Origin of the sequence: Enterobacter quasiroggenkampii, assembly GCF_043972695.1 — a bacterium.
Taxonomy (GTDB): Bacteria; Pseudomonadota; Gammaproteobacteria; order Enterobacterales; family Enterobacteriaceae; genus Enterobacter; species Enterobacter quasiroggenkampii.
In genome coordinates, this window is the sequence record NZ_CP143745.1 from 715,621 (window position 1) to 733,885 (window position 18,265).

General features: G+C 57.1%; 18 protein-coding genes. 6 read left to right on the forward strand and 12 right to left on the reverse strand.

Annotation, left to right across the window (positions count from 1 at the left end):
* Window position 1: 1 nt before the first annotated feature.
* From V1572_RS03450 to gpmM, 3 genes are read right to left on the reverse strand one after another with little or no spacing between them, the layout of a single operon-like run.
* Window positions 2–934, reverse strand: a complete 933-nt coding sequence (locus V1572_RS03450; protein WP_262821263.1) for a divergent polysaccharide deacetylase family protein — start codon at window positions 932–934, stop codon at window positions 2–4.
* 3 nt (window positions 935–937) lie between these two features.
* Window positions 938–2,197, reverse strand: a complete 1,260-nt coding sequence (gene envC, locus V1572_RS03455; RefSeq protein WP_262822443.1) for a murein hydrolase activator EnvC — start codon at window positions 2,195–2,197, stop codon at window positions 938–940.
* 33 nt (window positions 2,198–2,230) lie between these two features.
* Window positions 2,231–3,775, reverse strand: coding sequence for a 2,3-bisphosphoglycerate-independent phosphoglycerate mutase (gene gpmM / locus V1572_RS03460; protein ID WP_023345210.1), 1,545 nt, complete (start codon window positions 3,773–3,775; stop codon window positions 2,231–2,233).
* A gap of 247 nt (window positions 3,776–4,022) precedes the next feature.
* Between gpmM and V1572_RS03465 the strand changes: the two genes are divergently transcribed.
* The 5 genes from V1572_RS03465 to cysE all read left to right on the forward strand — a co-directional run bounded on the left by V1572_RS03465 (window position 4,023) and on the right by cysE (window position 7,132).
* Window positions 4,023–4,454 (forward strand): rhodanese-like domain-containing protein, encoded by a 432-nt coding sequence (locus V1572_RS03465; protein ID WP_023309913.1) that lies wholly within the window; start codon window positions 4,023–4,025, stop codon window positions 4,452–4,454.
* A gap of 11 nt (window positions 4,455–4,465) precedes the next feature.
* Window positions 4,466–4,717, forward strand: a complete 252-nt coding sequence (gene grxC, locus V1572_RS03470; RefSeq protein WP_008502715.1) for a glutaredoxin 3 — start codon at window positions 4,466–4,468, stop codon at window positions 4,715–4,717.
* A gap of 32 nt (window positions 4,718–4,749) precedes the next feature.
* Complete coding sequence (secB, locus tag V1572_RS03475; RefSeq protein WP_003860835.1) at window positions 4,750–5,217, forward strand: protein-export chaperone SecB; 468 nt, start codon at window positions 4,750–4,752, stop codon at window positions 5,215–5,217.
* Complete coding sequence (gpsA, locus tag V1572_RS03480) at window positions 5,217–6,236, forward strand: NAD(P)H-dependent glycerol-3-phosphate dehydrogenase (RefSeq protein WP_262802383.1); 1,020 nt, start codon at window positions 5,217–5,219, stop codon at window positions 6,234–6,236. Before secB ends, gpsA begins: the two co-directional genes overlap by 1 nt.
* A gap of 74 nt (window positions 6,237–6,310) precedes the next feature.
* A complete protein-coding gene (cysE, locus tag V1572_RS03485; protein WP_008502718.1) occupies window positions 6,311–7,132 on the forward strand; it encodes a serine O-acetyltransferase in 822 nt (273 codons plus the stop codon).
* A gap of 32 nt (window positions 7,133–7,164) precedes the next feature.
* Here cysE and trmL read toward each other — a convergent pair whose 3' ends face one another.
* The 9 genes from trmL to V1572_RS03530 all read right to left on the reverse strand — a co-directional run bounded on the left by trmL (window position 7,165) and on the right by V1572_RS03530 (window position 17,249).
* Complete coding sequence (gene trmL / locus V1572_RS03490) at window positions 7,165–7,635, reverse strand: tRNA (uridine(34)/cytosine(34)/5-carboxymethylaminomethyluridine(34)-2'-O)-methyltransferase TrmL (RefSeq protein ID WP_048226547.1); 471 nt, start codon at window positions 7,633–7,635, stop codon at window positions 7,165–7,167.
* 45 nt (window positions 7,636–7,680) lie between these two features.
* Window positions 7,681–9,021: an MFS transporter gene (locus tag V1572_RS03495; protein WP_048028106.1), complete on the reverse strand. Its 1,341-nt coding sequence runs from the start codon at window positions 9,019–9,021 to the stop codon at window positions 7,681–7,683.
* Between the two features lie 182 nt (window positions 9,022–9,203).
* The gene (gene lldD, locus V1572_RS03500; RefSeq protein ID WP_023334042.1) at window positions 9,204–10,391 is read right to left on the reverse strand and encodes a quinone-dependent L-lactate dehydrogenase; all 1,188 of its coding nucleotides are present in this window, start codon (window positions 10,389–10,391) and stop codon (window positions 9,204–9,206) included.
* Complete coding sequence (gene lldR, locus V1572_RS03505; RefSeq protein ID WP_023294814.1) at window positions 10,388–11,161, reverse strand: transcriptional regulator LldR; 774 nt, start codon at window positions 11,159–11,161, stop codon at window positions 10,388–10,390. The genes lldD and lldR overlap by 4 nt, the downstream gene beginning before the upstream one ends.
* Complete coding sequence (gene lldP, locus V1572_RS03510; protein WP_039267048.1) at window positions 11,158–12,813, reverse strand: L-lactate permease; 1,656 nt, start codon at window positions 12,811–12,813, stop codon at window positions 11,158–11,160. Before lldP ends, lldR begins: the two co-directional genes overlap by 4 nt.
* A gap of 271 nt (window positions 12,814–13,084) precedes the next feature.
* A complete protein-coding gene (locus V1572_RS03515; protein WP_021242435.1) occupies window positions 13,085–13,447 on the reverse strand; it encodes a YibL family ribosome-associated protein in 363 nt (120 codons plus the stop codon).
* Between the two features lie 58 nt (window positions 13,448–13,505).
* Window positions 13,506–14,096, reverse strand: coding sequence for a mannitol operon repressor MtlR (gene mtlR, locus V1572_RS03520; protein ID WP_047071159.1), 591 nt, complete (start codon window positions 14,094–14,096; stop codon window positions 13,506–13,508).
* Window positions 14,093–15,241, reverse strand: coding sequence for a mannitol-1-phosphate 5-dehydrogenase (gene mtlD / locus V1572_RS03525; RefSeq protein ID WP_395299701.1), 1,149 nt, complete (start codon window positions 15,239–15,241; stop codon window positions 14,093–14,095). Before mtlD ends, mtlR begins: the two co-directional genes overlap by 4 nt.
* Window positions 15,242–15,341: 100 nt before the next feature.
* Window positions 15,342–17,249, reverse strand: coding sequence for a PTS mannitol transporter subunit IICBA (locus tag V1572_RS03530; protein ID WP_063622813.1), 1,908 nt, complete (start codon window positions 17,247–17,249; stop codon window positions 15,342–15,344).
* 657 nt (window positions 17,250–17,906) lie between these two features.
* On the opposite strand from V1572_RS03530, the gene V1572_RS03535 reads away from it, so the two are divergent.
* Window positions 17,907–18,263: a DUF3302 domain-containing protein gene (locus tag V1572_RS03535; protein ID WP_024906600.1), complete on the forward strand. Its 357-nt coding sequence runs from the start codon at window positions 17,907–17,909 to the stop codon at window positions 18,261–18,263.
* Window positions 18,264–18,265 lie beyond the last annotated feature (2 nt).

Below are 18,265 nucleotides of genomic sequence, written 5' to 3' on the forward strand. Positions count from 1 at the left end.
GTCAGGCTTTCTTACCCCATCCCTGCCATTGCTGCTGGACGTATTTCACCAGCGTACTGTTACTGATGCTTTCTCCGATGACAGAGAAGAAGCGGGTCGCGTAGACCGGTTCAAGCGGCTGCTTCGGTACGCAGCGTTTCACGCCGCGGAACGGATTACGCGGTGCAGTCGGCACGGGCTGCGCAGAATTCGGCGTAGAGGTATCCACCTGCGGCTCGTTAAGCAGATCGCTCGGGCGCACCAGCGTGATATCGGAAGGTAAGGTCGGCAGCATTTGCTGCAGGACGCGGACGGTCGACGGGTGCGGGTGACCGATGGCAATGGCCGAACCATTGCGGCGGGCCAGCTGTACCGCGCGATTGAACTGCATACGAATATCGGCTTCGTTCTGGGTGTCATCCAGGAACACCTTGCGCTTAATCACCTTTACGCCCGTTCCCTGAGCGGCGCGCATCGCCTGGCTGTTGCCGATGGTCATGCTGTCGAGGAAGTAGAGATTGTAACGCTCCAGCGCCTGCATCACTTTTAGCATCCCGTACAGGCTGGAGGTCATCGCGCTGCCCATATGGTTGTTCAGCCCTACGGCATACGGCACCTTGTTGTAGGCGTCGCGGATGATGCGCTCGATCTCCTCGCTGCTCATATCCGGGCGCAGGGTATCTTTTTCCAGCGGCTGCTTGCTGAGCGGGGCCATGGGCAGGTGGATGAGAACCTGATGACCGCTGCTGTGGGCTTTGGTCGCCATCTCACGCGCGTGGGGGGCATTCGGCAGGACGGCAACGGAGATGGCCGACGGCATCGCCAGCACCTGATTTTCATAATGTGGACGATAACCGAAGTCATCTATCACGATGGCGAGTTTACCGGCGTATACCGGTGCAGCCAGCGCCAGCGCGCTGACGACGGAGAAAACGATTCGACGAAATTGAAGCAAAACTTATCTTCCCAACCACGGCTGTGGATTGACCGCCTGACCCTGACGACGAATTTCGAAATAGAGTGACGGGCGGCCCTGACCGCCACTGCTGCCCACAAGGGCGATGGGTTGGCCCGCGCGCACCTGCGTGCCGACGCTGACCAGCGCGCTCTGGTTGTAGCCGTAAAGGCTCATATCACCTTTACCGTGTTCGACCACCACCACCAGTCCGTAACCCTGCAGCCAGTCGGCCAGAATCACGCGACCATCGGCAATCGCTTTCACTTCGCTACCTTCAGACGCACCGATAACGATCCCTTTCCAACGTAGCTCACCCTGCAGCTGTTCGCCATAGCGATGCAGAATTGAACCGCGAACGGGCCAGAAAGCCTGGCCGCGAGGTGAGCCCAGGCCGCCGGTACGCGACATCAGGGAACGTTCACTTTCGCTTGGCTTGTAGGTGGTGCCTTTGCGGGAGGCTTCCTGCTGCTTGTCGCGAACGGCCTGCGCCTCGCGAGCCTCTTTTTCGGCGCGCGCTTTCGCTGCGGCTTCAGCACGGGCGATGCTGTTGCGCAGTTTTGATTCGTTGGCGCGCATTTCGCTCAGCTGGCTCTGACCTTCCTGAATGGAGGACTCGAGACCGGCCAGGGTTTTCTTGCGCTCGTTGCGTGCCTGCTCAAGCTTTGTCTGCTGGGCCTGCTGATCGTAGAGCAGCGTCTGCTGCTGGCTCTGCTTCTCTTCCAGCTCGGCTTTTTGCGTGGAAACCTCTTCGCGCGTCTGCTTCAGCTGCGCGATCGTCTCCTGACGCGCCTGGTTCAGATAGCCAAAGTAGGCCTGCAGGCGCTGGCCGCGCTGGCTCTCTTCGCCGCTGAGGATCAGCTGGAGCCCGGTATGTTCACCCTGGCGGAATGCGGCATCAAGCTGTGCGGCAAGGTTGCGCTCCTGCGCATCGCGCTGGCGCTCCAGTTTGGCAATCGACGCGTTCATCTCGTCGATCTGCTTATTCAACTGGGCAAGGGTGTTTTGCGTTTCACGGAGTTTACGTGTGGCAGCGGAGATGGCCTCTTCCTGCTGCTTAAGCTGGGCGAGCAGGGCGGCGCGCTGCTGCTGCTGCTGGCGTACCGCACGCTCTTTGGCGGCGATATCGGCCTGAATGGATTTCAGCTGGTCGCGGTCATCCGCGTGGGCGGATGCGGCGCACAGCAATACGCCAGCGCTGAGTGCGCTGGCGTAAAACAGAGGTCTGACTGATAACCTAAGCGGCTTCACGACCCATGTGATTGAAAAAATCGCCTTTCCCCTCATGGGGAGCGATTATTCCACGATGAACAGCGGCTTACCAGTCATCTCTTCAGGGATCGGCATCCCCATCAGCGACAACATGGTTGGCGCGATGTCAGAAAGCTTGCCGCCTTCTACGGCTTTCACTGATTTATCACCCACATAAATCAGCGGAACCGGCAGGTTGGTGTGGGCGGTGTGCGCCTGGCCGGTCGCCGGGTCGCGCATCTGTTCAGCGTTACCGTGATCCGCGGTGATCAGCAACTGGCCGCCAACGGATTCAACCGCTTTCGCCACCTGCTCAACGCAGTGGTCCAGCGCTTCAACCGCTTTCACTGCCGCTTCCATCACCCCGGTATGACCGACCATGTCGCCGTTCGGGTAGTTACAGATGATGGTGTCGTACTTACCGCTCTCGATGGCCGCAACCAGTTTTTCAGTCAATTCTGCAGAGCTCATCTCTGGCTGCAGATCGTAGGTGGCGACTTTCGGGGAGTTGATCAGAATGCGCTCTTCGCCTTTGAACGGCTCTTCAACGCCGCCGTTAAAGAAGAAGGTCACGTGTGCGTATTTTTCCGTTTCGGAGATACGCAGCTGCGTTTTGTCGTTCTTCGCCATCCACTCACCGAAGGTATTGGCCAGCGAGGCAGGTGGGTAAGCGCATGGGGCTTTGATGTCTGCCGCGTATTCGGTCAGCTGGATGAAGTCGATGTTTACCACTTTCTTACGGGCAAAACCGTCGAAGTCGCTGTTGACGAACGCACGGGTGATTTCGCGCGCGCGGTCAGCGCGGAAGTTCATGAAGATCAGCGCATCGCCGTCTTCCATCGCGGCATCGGCCTGGCCTTCAGCACGGATCACGGATGCTTTCACGAATTCGTCGTTTTCATCACGTGCGTAGGCGGCTTCCAGCGCTTCAACGGCGGTCGCGAACTGGAATTCCCCTTTTGCCAGGGTCAGCAGATCATAGGCCTGTTCAACGCGATCCCAGCGGTTGTCGCGGTCCATGGCGTAGTAACGGCCAATGATGGAGGCCACGCGGCCTTTGCCCAGCGCGGCGAATTTGTCTTCAAAGGCTTTCAGGGAGCCTTCTGCACTGCGTGGTGGCGTGTCGCGACCGTCCAGGAAGGCGTGCAGATAGATTTTTTCCGCACCGCGTTCAGCGGCCAGCTCAACCATCGCCATGATGTGATCTTCGTGGCTGTGAACGCCGCCAGCAGAGAGCAGGCCCATGATGTGAACGGCCTTGCCAGCGGCAACGGCTTTATCAACCGCGCCAGACAGCGTTGGGTTGGAGAAGAAGGTGCGTTCTTTGATTTCAACGTCCAGACGCGTCAGGTCCTGGTACACAATACGCCCGGCGCCCAGGTTAACGTGACCGACTTCGGAGTTGCCCATCTGGCGGTCCGGCAGGCCCACTTCCAGGCCAGACGCGTCAATCAGCGTATGCGGACGTTTTGCCCACAGGGCATCCATGACCGGGGTTTTGGCGTTGAAAATAGCGTTATCCTGGCTGTCTTCACGGTAGCCATAGCCATCCAGAATCACCAGTACCATAGGTTTTTTAGAAACCGACATTGCGACAACCTCATGCTCAAGAGTCAAAATTTGCGTAATTTTACTACAGCTGAATCGATCAAATAGCCGCAGAAGATCAAAGAAAGCGCAGGGGCAAGGTGCTGACCAGACCATTTTGAGGCATTTTTTTAGGTGGCATGCCGCAGAAAATGGATTAGGTTAGGGTCGCTGGCTGTATTTGCCAGAACGCACAGGTATACTCCTGTCCTGGTTTTTTTTATCACTTAGTCGGGAGTAGTTACCCTCCATGCAAGAAATTATGCAATTCGTTAGCCGCCATCCGGTTCTGAGCATCGCGTGGATTGGCCTGCTGGCTGCTGTGCTGTTCACCACATTTAAGAGCCTGACGTCTAAGATTAAGGTTATCACCCGTGGTGAAGCGACGCGTCTGATTAACAAAGAAGATGCCGTCGTTGTCGATCTGCGTCAGCGTGACGATTTCCGCAAAGGTCACATTGCGGGCGCAATCAACCTGTTGCCAGCTGAAATCAAAGCGAACAACGTCGGTGAGCTTGAAAAACACAAAGCCCAGCCGATTATCGTTGTGGATGCGACCGGCATGCAGGCACAGGAATCTGCCAGCGCGCTTCATAAAGCAGGCTTCGAAAACGTAACGGTGCTGAAAGAAGGTATTTCCGGCTGGAGCGGGGAAAATCTTCCTTTGGTGCGCGGTAAATAAGGAGTTCAGTCATGGCCCATATTGAGATCTATACCAAAGCGACGTGCCCGTTCTGCCATCGTGCGAAAGCGCTGCTGAACAGTAAAGGCGTCACGTTCCAGGAACTGCCGATCGACGGTGACGCGATTAAACGCGAAGAGATGATCCAACGTAGTGGTCGTACGACGGTTCCACAGATTTTTATTGATGCGCAGCACATTGGCGGCTGTGATGACTTGTATGCGCTCGACGCCCGTGGTGGACTCGATCCGCTGCTGAGCTAAGAGACTTTAGGACAATTAAAAAGGGTATTTCCATGTCAGAACAAAACAACACCGAGATGACTTTCCAGATCCAGCGTATCTACACCAAAGATGTCTCTTTCGAAGCGCCAAATGCGCCACACGTTTTCCAGAAAGATTGGCAGCCAGAGGTTAAACTTGATCTGGATACCGCATCTACCCAGCTGGCAGATGACGTGTATGAAGTCGTGCTGCGTGTGACCGTTACCGCCTCTCTGGGCGAAGAAACTGCATTCCTGTGTGAAGTACAGCAGGGCGGTATCTTCTCTATCGGCGGCATCGAAGGCAACCAGATGGCGCATTGCCTGGGTGCGTACTGCCCGAACATTCTGTTCCCGTATGCACGTGAATGCATCACCAGTCTGGTTTCTCGCGGTACATTCCCGCAACTGAACCTTGCGCCAGTTAACTTTGATGCGCTGTTCATGAACTATCTGCAGCAGCAGGCTGGCGAAGGTGCTGAACAACATCAGGATGCCTGATGAGCACTGTTAATGCGTCAATGACTGTGATCGGTGCCGGCTCATACGGCACCGCTCTTGCCATTACTCTGGCAAGAAATGGTCACGAGGTGGTCCTGTGGGGCCACGACCCAAAACATATCGTCACGCTGCAGCGCGATCGTTGCAACGTCGCGTTTCTCCCGGACGTTCCGTTCCCTGACTCCCTGCACCTTGAAAGCGACCTTGCGACCGCGCTGGCGGCCAGCCGCAACATTCTGATTGTGGTTCCGAGCCATGTCTTTGGCGACGTGCTGCGTCAGATTAAGCCGCTGATGCGCCCGGATGCGCGCATTGTCTGGGCGACAAAAGGACTGGAAGCCGAAACCGGACGCCTGCTGCAGGACGTTGCCCGCGAAGCGCTGGGTGATGCGATCCCGCTGGCGGTCATCTCCGGCCCGACCTTTGCCAAAGAGCTGGCCGCTGGCCTGCCGACGGCGATTTCGCTGGCCTCAACCGATCAGGCCTTCTCCGACGATCTTCAGCAATTGCTGCACTGCGGCAAGAGCTTCCGCGTCTACAGCAACCCCGATTTTATCGGCGTGCAGCTGGGCGGGGCGGTGAAGAACGTGATTGCGATTGGTGCCGGGATGTCCGACGGCATTGGTTTTGGTGCCAACGCCCGTACGGCGCTGATCACGCGCGGTCTGACCGAGATGTCCCGCCTGGGCGAAGCGCTGGGTGCCGATCCGGCCACCTTTATGGGGATGGCTGGCCTGGGCGACCTGGTGCTGACCTGTACCGACAACCAGTCTCGTAACCGCCGCTTTGGCATGATGCTCGGACAGGGCAGCGATGTGAAAGACGCGCAGGAGAAGATTGGCCAGGTGGTTGAAGGCTACCGCAATACCAAAGAAGTCCGCGAGTTGGCGCACCGTTTCGGTGTCGAAATGCCAATAACCGAGGAAATTTATCAGGTATTGTATTGCGGAAAAAATGCGCGCGAGGCAGCATTGACCTTATTAGGTCGTGCGCGCAAGGACGAGCGCAGCAGTAACTAGTCGGAACCGTTGTCACCTGAATGACCCAGCCAGCGCAGAACTGGCTGGTCATTAACTATCGTCTGGAGTAAGCAATGCCGTGTGAAGAACTGGATATCGTCTGGAATAACATTAAAGCCGAAGCCCGGGCGCTGGCCGACTGTGAGCCTATGCTGGCCAGTTTCTACCACGCAACGCTACTCAAGCACGAAAATCTTGGCAGCGCGCTCAGCTATATGCTCGCCAACAAGCTGGCGTCCTCGATCATGCCCGCGATTGCCATTCGTGAGGTGGTGGAAGAGGCTTACGCCGCTGACCCGGAAATGATCGCGTCTGCCGCCTGTGATATCCAGGCCGTGCGCACGCGTGACCCGGCGGTCGATAAATATTCTACCCCGCTGCTGTACCTGAAAGGCTTCCACGCTCTGCAGGCGTACCGCATTGGGCACTGGCTGTGGAATGAAGGCCGCCGCGCGCTGGCCATCTTCCTGCAAAACCAGGTTTCCGTGACGTTTCAGGTTGATATTCACCCGGCGGCGAAGATTGGTCGTGGGATCATGCTCGACCACGCCACCGGGATTGTTGTCGGGGAAACGGCCGTGATTGAAGACGACGTCTCGATCCTGCAGTCGGTTACCCTGGGCGGTACCGGCAAAACCAGCGGCGATCGCCATCCGAAAATTCGCGAAGGGGTGATGATAGGCGCGGGTGCCAAAATCCTCGGCAATATCGAAGTCGGGCGCGGCGCGAAGATCGGCGCAGGCTCCGTGGTGCTCCAGCCGGTTCCGCCGCACACCACCGCCGCTGGCGTACCGGCGCGCATCGTCGGTAAGCCAGACAGCGATAAGCCGTCCATGGATATGGATCAGCACTTCAACGGTATTCACCATACGTTTGAGTATGGTGACGGCATCTGAGATTTTGCCCGGCGGCGCTGCGCTTGCCGGGCCTACCTTAGAATAGCGCCAGGATAACCCAGCTGGCGCCATGCTTCATACACCACTACCGACACCGCATTCGACAGGTTCATGCTGCGGCTGTCCGGCATCATCGGAATACGGATTTTCTGCTCAGCGGGCAGGGCATCCAGAATCGTGGCCGGCAGGCCGCGGGTTTCCGGGCCAAACATCAGATAGTCACCCTCCTGATAGCTTACGGCGCTGTGCGCTGGCGTACCTTTGGTGGTCAGGGCGAACATGCGCTGTGGCTGCTCGGCTTCCAGAAACGCGGCGTAATCGTGGTGGCGAATAACGGCGGTAAATTCATGATAATCCAGCCCCGCGCGGCGCAGGCGTTTGTCGTCCCACGTAAAGCCCATTGGCTCAATGATGTGCAGACGAAAACCGGTGTTGGCGCACAGGCGGATAATATTGCCGGTATTCGGCGGAATTTCTGGTTCGAATAAAACGATGTTAAGCATGCTGCCCCCTTAATTGCGGGGGCAGGATAGCAGAAAAGAGAGGAACTACGCGACGCCGGGTTCTTGCGAGCGGCTGTACAGCATTTTGTAGACGGTTGCCGCTGCGGCCACAAGAGCGGGTACGCTGAGGATCATTAAAATACTGTCTGCCTGCCACTGCATCGAAAGAAGCTGGGCGCTGGTCATGGTGCCCGCCACGCCGCCAAAGCGGCCAATCCCCTGCATCCAGGCGATGCCCGTCGCGCGGCACTCGGTGGGATAAAAGGTGGCGGCCAGGGTCTGCATGCCCGACTGCGCGCCGTTCATCGCGATCCCCATCAGGAAAATCAACCCGCCAAACAGGGCGATATGGTTATGCTCCATGCCGAGTAGCAGGATCAGCCCCATCGTCAGGATAAACCCGCCCGCGACAACCTTGTGCGCTTCCCAGCGGTCCATCATCCAGCCGGCGAGCAGAATGCCGGCCGTGCCGCCGAAGGTGAACAGCGAGGTGAGCCAGGCGGACTCCGCCAGCGCATAACCCATCCCCTGCATCAGCGTCGGCATCCAGCTCAGCAGGACGTAGTAGATGACCAGCCCCATAAAGTAGGTCACCCACAGCATCAGGGTGCCGGGCAGCCAGGGCATCGAAAACAGCTGCGACACGCTCCCTTTTTTAGACGCGGTTTTCTCCTCCGCCAGGAAAAAGCCCGTGACGCCCTCCAGCGTACTACGGGCGAACCGGCTGGCGATACGGCGAACCTGCATGACGTCTTTCCCGCGCTGCACCAGAAACTTCACCGACTCCGGCAACAGCAGTGCCAGCAGCAGCGTTAAAATCAGCGGCGCAATTGCGCCGGTCAGCAGCACGCTTCGCCAGCCGTGGTGGGGAATAAGCCAGGACGAGATCGCGCCGCCGCCCGCCGCACCCAGAGGGAAGCCGCAGTACATGGTATTAATCGCCATGGCGCGGCAGCGCTGGGGGGCAAACTCGGAGATCAGCGTAATGGCATTCGGCATGGCGGCGCCGAGCCCCAGGCCCGTCAGAAAGCGCCACAGCGTCAGGGTATTGAGGCTTTGCGCCCAGGCCGTGCCCAGGCTTGCCAGGCCGAAGAACAGACACGAAAAGACCAGCACGCGCTTGCGCCCCATTCGGTCCGATACTGGACCGGCGATCAGCGCGCCCAACGACAGCCCCAGCAGCGCCGCGCTCAGCACCGGCCCCAGATCCTGTTTATGGATCCCCCATTCTGCCGACAGCGTGGGCGCGATGTAGCCCATTGCCGCCGTATCAAAGCCATCGATCGCCAGAACCAGAAAGCCCAGCACAATGAGCAGCCAGTGAAACCCTGAAAAGCGACTGTCGTCGATCACCTGCTGAATATCCACCTTACCTGAATAGGTCATACGCTCCCCTCTGATGTGATGTTGTTTTTGTGTTCTTGTCTTTGCTTGTCTATACAATTGCGAGCGGCAGGCGGATGTCAAATTTTCTTATCCAATATGTTATCTGGGTGTTATTTTCGGCATAAAAAAGCGCCCGAGGGGGAGATCGGACGCGTGAGAAAGAGGTGTTAACGAGGGGGGATTCAGGCCGCATTTCCCTGAGCAAGCGGAGCCAGCGCGGCCGGTAATTTGCTCAACTCCTGCACCAGGGAATCCTTACTGATTTCGCTAATGGTTTTCGCACCGGTCAGCGTCATCGCCACCTTCATCTCTTTTTCGATCAGGTTAAGCAGATTCGCCACGCCTGCCTGACCGGCCGTCGCCAGAGCATACAGATACGCACGTCCCAGCAGCACGCTGTCGGCACCCAGCGCAATCATGCGCACCACGTCCAGCCCGTTGCGGATCCCGCTGTCGGCCAGGATGGCGATATCGCCTTTCACCGCATCGGCAATGGCCGGCAGGGCGCGGGCGGAGGAGAGCACCCCGTCGAGCTGGCGTCCGCCGTGGTTAGAGACCACAATCCCGTCTGCGCCAAAGCGGACCGCATCACGGGCATCTTCCGGGTCGAGGATCCCTTTGATCACCATCGGGCCATCCCAGAATTCGCGGATCCACTCCAGGTCTTTCCAGGAGATGGACGGATCGAAGTTATTCGCCAGCCAGCCGATGTAATCCTCCAGCCCGGTGGGTTTACCCAGATACGCCGAGATATTCCCCAGATCGTGTGGACGACCGTTCAGGCCAACGTCCCACGCCCACTGTGGATGCGTTACCGCCTGCCAGTAGCGGCGGAGCGCCGCATTTGGGCCGCTCATGCCGGAGTGCGCATCGCGGTAGCGCGCGCCGGGGGTCGGCATATCAACGGTAAAGACCAGCGTGGAGCAGCCCGCCGCTTTGGCGCGCTCCAGCGCGTTACGCATAAAGCCGCGATCGCGCAGGACGTACAGCTGGAACCACATTGGCCGCTTGATGGTTGGGGCAACCTCCTCAATCGGGCAGACGGAAACGGTGGAAAGGGTAAACGGAATGCCTTTAGCATCTGCGGCGGCGGCGGCCTGCACTTCACCGCGACGGGCGTACATGCCGCATAAACCGACAGGTGCGAGCGCGACTGGCATGGAAAGCGTTTCGTTAAACAGTTTTGTCTCAAGGCTCAGGTCAGACATATTCTTCAGCACGCGCTGGCGCAGAGCCACCTCCGACAGATCTTCCACGTTGCGGCGCAGGGTGTATTCGGCATACGCTCCGCCGTCGATATAGTGGAACAGGAACGGGGGCAAAATGCGCTGCGCTGCGGCGCGATAGTCACTGGCTGCTGAAATAATCATGCTTTGTTCTCCCTGGAAATATCACTGTCGCCAGGCAGACGGGTAATACGCGCCTGTCGGGCCTGGTCTTCATCGAATCGTTTGATGGTGGTATGCACGAAACCGAGATGCGCCATCATCGCTTTCCGCGCGGCTTCGGCATCACCGGCCAGAATGGCGTTGAGCACCGCCTCGTGTTGTTCGGTCAGCTGGGCAAACACCGGCGGAACCAGATACATGCGCTGGCGGCTCTGCTTCACGGAGGATTGCAGCAGGTCGAAGAACCCGCGCATGGTCTGGAGCAGCACGACGTTGTGCGACGCCTCGGCAATCGCCAGGTGAAAACGTACGTCCGCCTGGGAGGCGATGTCCGGGTCGCTGCTTTGCGTGGCCTCAAAGCAGGCGATGAGTTTCTCTTTATCGGCGTCGGTTGCCCGCATGGCCGCGTGCCAGGCGGTACTGGTTTCGATGGCGTGACGCGCTTCAAGGATGTCGAAGCTGTAGTCCGGGTCGTTCTCCATCAGCGTTTTCAGCGGCTGAACGATGTTTTGCTCGGACCAGTCGTCATGCTGCCAGCGTACAAAGGTGCCGCCGCCGCGACGGCTTACCAGCACCCCTTCGCTGACCAGCGTCGCCAGCGCCTCGCGCAGTGAGTTGCGCGACACGCCAAGCTGGGCGGCGAGCTGGCGTTCGGCGGGCAACTTCATGCCCGCTTCCAGCTGTTGTTCTTCAATCAGCGCCCGCACGCGAGAGGCAATCTCGTCGGACAGGCGTCTGGGCATCACTATCATGGGATCATCCAGGTTAAGACATAGGCCTGCAGGGTGGTGATCACCCCGACCATGCAGGTGAATATCAGGCTGTGTTTCACGGTAAAGCGGAACAGATCCGACTCTTTACCGACCAGTCCCACCGCCGCACAGGCAATGGCGATGGATTGTGGGGAGATCATTTTCCCGGTCACGCCGCCGGTGGTATTTGCGGCCACCAGCAGAACATCCGACACGCCAATCTGCTGGGCCGCCGTGGCCTGCAGCGCGGCAAACAGGGCGTTAGACGAGGTATCGGAACCGGTCAGGAACACCCCCAGCCAGCCGAGGAACGGCGAGAAGAAGGTGAAGGCGTGGCTGGTATGCGCCAGCGCCAGTGCCAGCGTCGATGACAAGCCGGAGTAGTTCGAGATAAACGCGAACGCCAGCACCATGCCGATGGAGTAGATCGGCAGCATCAGCTCTTTAACGGTCGCCGCAAAGGTCTGCACCGCAGCCGCAGGCTTCATGCGCAGCCACACCACGGAAAGAATAGCGGCAAACAGGATGGCGGTCCCGGTGGCGGAGAACCAGTCGAATTTATAGACTGCGGCATACGGCGTGGCGGCGTGCACCACCGGCGGCATACGGGCGACCATCTTGTCGAGGAACGGCACCGAAACGTTAATCACCATGTCGTACAGCGCGCCGCCCGGGGCGAACAGGGCTTTAAACGGCGGGATGCTCCACAGCGTAACCGTGGCGGTCAGGAACAGGAACGGCGACCAGGCGCGAATCACCTGTCCTGCGGTGTAACCGGTGCGGGCCAGGGTTTGATCGACCTGCGAGGCGCCCATGTCGGCGAAGCGGAAAATACGGACCGGCTGCCAGCGTTTCAGGAACAGCGTCAGGCAGACCAGGGAAACCAGCGAAGAGATGATGTCCGGCAGTTCCGGGCCAAGGAAGTTCGAGCTGAGGTACTGGGCAATCGCGAACGAACCGCCCGCCACCATCACCGCAGGCCAGGTCTCCTTCACGCCGCGCCAGCCGTCCATAATCGCCATGATCCAGAAGAGGACGATAATGGTCAGGAACGGCAGCTGGCGACCCACCATCTGGCCAATCTCAAAGCTGTCCAGGCCGGTCACCTGGCCCGCAACCAGAATCGGAATACCCATCGCACCAAACGCCACCGGTGCGGTGTTCACAATCAGGCACAGGCCTGCGGCATACAGCGGGTTAAAGCCCAGGCCCACCAGCAGCGCGGCGGTGATCGCCACCGGTGCGCCAAAGCCTGCCGCGCCTTCCAGAAACGCCCCAAAGGAGAAGCCGACAATCAGCATCTGCAGGCGCTGGTCCGGCGTAATGGAGAGAATCGACGAGCGGATAATGTCGAACTGCCCGGTTTTCACCGAGATTTTATAGACAAAGACCGCCGCGATGATGATCCACGCAATCGGCCACAGGCCGTAGAAGAAACCGTAGACGACGGAGGCCAGCGCGCGATCGACCGGCATTTTGTAGAAGAACAGCGCCACCAGCAGGGCGATGGCGACGGTGTACGTCGCGGCAAGGTAGCCCTTCAGTTTGAGCTTAATCAGCGCAAAGAAGAAGAACAGGATCGGAAGCGATGCGATCAGGCTCGACAGCCAGATATTGCCGGCCGGGTCGTAGTTTTGTTGCCAGAGGCTCATGCAGGTCTCCTGGGGACCAGACAGCCTGCGCTGCGGGTGAGTCTCCGCTCATCTCTGCGTCACAGTCTGTGTAAAAGTGGTCCTGCCAATGTTGTGTTGTAGGGTTAATGACAATGAATGGTTAACCAGATGTTATGAGCTAGCAATGGTTTTGTGAGCGGAAATAATAGAATTGTGAACCGGGGAAGGATTGGTTGCGCTATTGGTTGGACCAATTCACACGAAGGGGAAAAGAGTAGGCCGGGTAAGCGTAGCGCCACCCGGCATGAAATCAGAACGCCGTCTTACAAAACCCCGTCATCTCTTTCAGGCCCATTTCGCGGCCAAGCTCGGTCATCGGGTGAACCACCACCAGACCACGGACACTTTTCTTCAGCTTGCCCATGTCGGCCTGCTCTTTTTTGGTGATCGCACGACGGTGCGGCATGTTCATCAGCTTCTGCGCTTCTTTGCTCAGCTTCTGGCCTTTGACTTCGCGCAGGCGCTCGATCTCTGCTTCCAGCTTCGCGGTCTCTTTTTCAAGCTCGGCATACTTCTCGGCGGACTCGACCAGTGACAGGCCCGCCATCTGGTGGCGGATGAGATCCAGGCGGTCGCTCAGGCGTTTAATTTCGTTCTTTTCGACTTCTTTCATGACAAATAACTCTGAAAACGGGGAATTTACAGGGAAGGATACACCAATGTGAGCAGGCTTACTTCTGAAACGCTTTTTTTAAGCTGATTCGGGAAATCAGCTCAGTCAGGGAGAGAACCATCGTGGAACGGACAACCTGTTGATAACGCAGCTTTTGCATCGCGTAGAGCTCAGGGTCGCTGTTATCAAACTGCGGTGCCGGAGGAAGCGCGGTGACGCAGTGCAGCTCGCCGAACGGCCCCAGGATTTCATCGTCGGTAAAGGTGTATTCATTACCGTCATGATTGAGTTCTTCGCGCAGCGCCATTAGCAGCTCCGCATCTTCATACTCTTGTCGGTTCAGCACGCCAAGACCATAAATCAGCTTCAGACGCACGGATAAATCGCCCAGCGGTCCGTCTCCGTCCAGTAACGGTTCTACAGCATATTTTACCGCGTAGTCGTCTTTGCGAAACACCTGAAGCACCAGGATATTCACCGCCTCGGTTAACAGCTCGACGGCGGCAATCAGGAAACTTCGTACGGTTTTGCCAGCATTCAGACGCTCAAGCACACGATTTTCAAAGGCCTGGGTTTGTTCCATTATTGCCTGCATATCTGACAATCTGTTATCCGGGCGCAGGCTAACCTGCGCCGCATTCTGCATCATTTGGTTGCGTTGTATGCGTTAACCGCCTCCACAACCACGTCGCTGTTGGCGTCCAGACCGGAAATCTGCGCCAGCGCAGCCTGCGCGCCCTGGGTATCAATCAGCTGAGCCAGTTCCTGCGCCTGCGGGTCCTGCTCGCTGCGGTAGTGCATTGCGGCGGCAATCCCTTTCACCAGATTGGCATGCGGCAGGCCGTATTCCAGCGTGCCCAGCAGCGGCTTAATCAGGCGGTCGCCCGCGCTCAGCTTACGCAGCGGCTGGCGGCCCACGCGCTCAACGTCATCTTTCAGATACGGGTTTTCAAAGCGACCGAGGATTTTCTGGATGTATGCTGCATGTTTATCCGCATCGAAACCGTAGCGTTTAATCAGCACCGCGCCGCTCTCTTCCATTGCCCCTTTTACCACTGCGCGGATCTTCTCATCGAGGATCGCGTCACGAATGGTCTGATGACCGGCCAATTTTCCGAGGTACGCGGTTATAGCATGCCCGGTGTTCAGCGTGAAGAGTTTGCGTTCGACAAATGCCATCAGGTTATCGGTTAATTCCATTCCCGGAATGGTCGGCAGCGCGCCTTTAAACTGGGTTTTATCGACGATCCACTCGCTGAAGGTTTCTACGGTCACTTCCAGCGGATCGTTGGTCGCGGATTCGGAAGGCGGAACGATGCGATCCACGGCGGAATCCACAAAACCCACGTGCGCTTCAACCCAGGCTTTGTCTTCGTCTGCCACAGCGTTGAGCACGTGGCCTTTCAGCTGCGTGGTGCCGCGCACCATGTTTTCACAGGCGATGATGTTCATCGGGGTATCGATACCCTGCGCTTTACGTTTTGCGAGGCCTTTCGCGACCGCAGGGGCGATGCGCTCAAGCACAACCGGACCCACGGCGGTGGTAACCAGATCGACGCTGGCGATAAGGTCAATAACGTCGTCGCCGATACTGCTGACCGCGTTGACGCCAGATACTGTCTCAACCTGCTCGTTTTCACCGACCACATGGACCTGATAGCTATGACGGGCATTCAGGGCATCCAGGACAACCTGATTCACATCGGCGAATGTCAGGGTAATGCCCGCGTCTGCCAGCAGTTTACCGATAAAACCACGACCGATATTACCTGCGCCAAAATGTAATGCTTTCATAGTGTTAACCTTCATCAATGTTTTTACCCGAGAGGGCTGGGGTGAGGAACGTTTTCCCCTCACCCTAGCCCTCTCCCCGGGGGGAGAGGGAGGAGTACCGTTATTTGTTAAGCAGAGCCAGAACTTCTTCAACGCTGGTGGTGTTGGCCAGACGCTCAATAACCGTTTCATCATCCAGCGCGTTGGTCAGGCTGGTAATCACCTGAATGTGCTCGTTGTTGCGAGCAGCGATACCAATCACCAGACGGGCGATGTCGTCTTCTTCTTCACCGAAGCGCACGCCCTGCGGGTACTGACAGAATACGACGCCGGTTTTCAGGACGCGATCTTTCGCTTCAACCGTACCGTGCGGCACCGCGATGGATTCGCCCAGATAGGTCGGGGTCAGTTTTTCGCGTTCCAGCATCGCGTCGACATATTCAGGCTGAACGTAGCCGCCTTTCACCAGCTGCTCACCGGCAAAGCGAATTGCTTCTTCTTTGGTGGCCGCGGTACGGCCGAGGAAGATGTTTTCCGCACCCAGCTTAAACAGGTGGGCGTTGCTCTCGTCAAAGCTGTCCTGCAGGCTGGAGCGCACTTTCACTTCGTTGTCTTCGTGACGCTGCGCGGCAACCAGACGTTCGGTCAGGCTGGTGTACAGGCCGCTGTCGAGGAAGTTGGTCAGCGAAATATGCTGTGCCTGTGGTACCTGACGCATGGCGCGTTCGGTCAGATCGCGGTGCGTGATAACCAGGTCAACATCCGGCGGCAGGCTGTTAATGGCGCTGTTGGTCACGGAGATGTTGGTCAGGCCCGCATCCTGCACTTTCTTACGCAGCACGCCTGCACCCATTGCGCTGGACCCCATACCGGCGTCGCAGGCAACGATGATTTTACGCACGTGGCTCAGGTCGTTAGAGACATCACCTGCTGCCAGTGGCGTCGCGCCTTTGGATTCGGCTTTCATGTCGTGCATACGACGGGTTGCGGCTTCGATGTCATCATCTTCTTTCACTTTGCTGGTTTTCAGCAGGATAGAAGAGACCACGAAGGAGACGGCCATTGCCGCAAAGATAGCCGCGAGGTTCGCGAAGTAAGCGCCTTTTGGCGTCATCGCCAGTACCGCCAGGATAGAACCCGGAGAGGCCGGAGAAACCAGACCGCCGCCCAGCACGCTCAGGGTGAACACACCGGTCATACCGCCGAGGATAACGGCTAGGATCAGACGTGGGTTCATCAGCACGTAAGGGAAGTAAATTTCGTGGATACCGCCCAGGAAGTGGATGATCGCCGCGCCGCCAGCAGACTGTTTAGCGCTGCCACGGCCAAAGAAGATGTACGCCAGCAGAACGCCCATACCTGGACCCGGGTTGGCTTCAATCAGGAAGAAGATAGACTTGCCGAGATCGTGAGACTGCTGGATACCCAGCGGCGAGAAGATGCCGTGGTTGATGGCGTTGTTAAGGAACAGGATTTTCGCCGGTTCAACGAAGATAGACGCCAGCGGCAGCATCTCGTGCGCCACCATGAAGTTAACGCCTGCCGCCAGAATTTTGGACAGCACTTCAACCGCAGGGCCAATGCCGAGGAACGCCAGAATGGCGAGGATCATCCCGATGATGCCCGCAGAGAAGTTGTTCACCAGCATTTCGAAGCCGGATTTGATCTTACCATCAACCCAGACGTCGAATTTCTTAATCGCCCAGCCGCCCAGAGGACCGGCAATCATCGCACCGAGGAACATCGGCATATCTGCACCGACGATAACACCCATGGTTGTGATAGCACCCACGACGCCACCACGGTCACCGCCCACCAGACGACCCCCGGTGAAACCGATGAGCAGCGGCAGGAGATAGGTAATCATTGGGCCAACAAGTTTCGCCAGCGTTTCGTTAGGCAACCACCCTGTCGGAATGAACAATGCGGTGATGATACCCCACGCGATAAACGCGCCGATATTTGGCATCACCATGTTGCTGAGGAAACGACCAAAGCTTTGAACTTTGATCTTGAAATCGGATGACATAAAACACCCCTTCTTCTGTTTACGCTTAGGCTTGCGGCCCGAGGTTTATTGTTAATGAGGCGGCAGAGGTAGCCGGACCCTGTTCTGATGCTGTGAAATCTGGCACTGAATCGTTCAACTGTCCAGACAGGGAAAAATTGTGTGATGCGTGTCACGTAAAGTCAGGGGGTAGGGATATCAATGGAGTGATCTCAATCACAAAATTTGCGGGCAAAAAAAATACAATGGCGACAAAAAAAGCAAAATCCACCTTTTTATGTGATTGTTGTCACGTTTTGTTCTGGTGGGTTTGTTTCTGGATTGTGACTGATTTCACAAAATATTTTTATGCAGATTTCTCCGGCTGTGATCGGCGGCAAACTCTGCTTCGCGATTCAGCGCCAGGATGAGATTGCACGACACGATAAGCTAAAAACCCACTTTTGATGTGTGGTATGGCGAAAAGTTAAAAGGTGGATTACGCTCATATTGTAAGGTTAAGCCTATTATTATTCAGGATATATTTTGACACGCTTATAAACTTGCATGGAGATATTATAAAAACCGATACTCCCCGGCTCGGAAATAGTAAGCACAACCCCGTGTTTATAAAAAATTAATTAGGTTGCGTACCGTTTTATTAATTTAATGAGTTGACGTTGTTTAAGTGAGGAGAATATGTTTCTCAACTATTTTGCGCTGGGCGTATTGATCTTTGTATTTCTGGTTCTCTTTTACGGAATCATCGCCATCCATGATATTCCTTATAATATGGCCAAAAAGCGTAACCATCCGCATGCCGATGCCATTCATACAGCTGGCTGGATTAGCCTGTTTACGCTCCATGCCATCTGGCCATTCCTGTGGATTTGGGCCACGCTGTACCGCGAAGATCGCGGCTGGGGCATGCAAAACCACATCACAAAGCCTGATGAGGTCCCGGGCATGGATGCGCTCGCCAAACGCGTGGCGGAACTCGAACAAAAGCTGGCCGCGGTAAAGCCTGCTGCTGATAAGAACACGCTGGAGCGCTAATC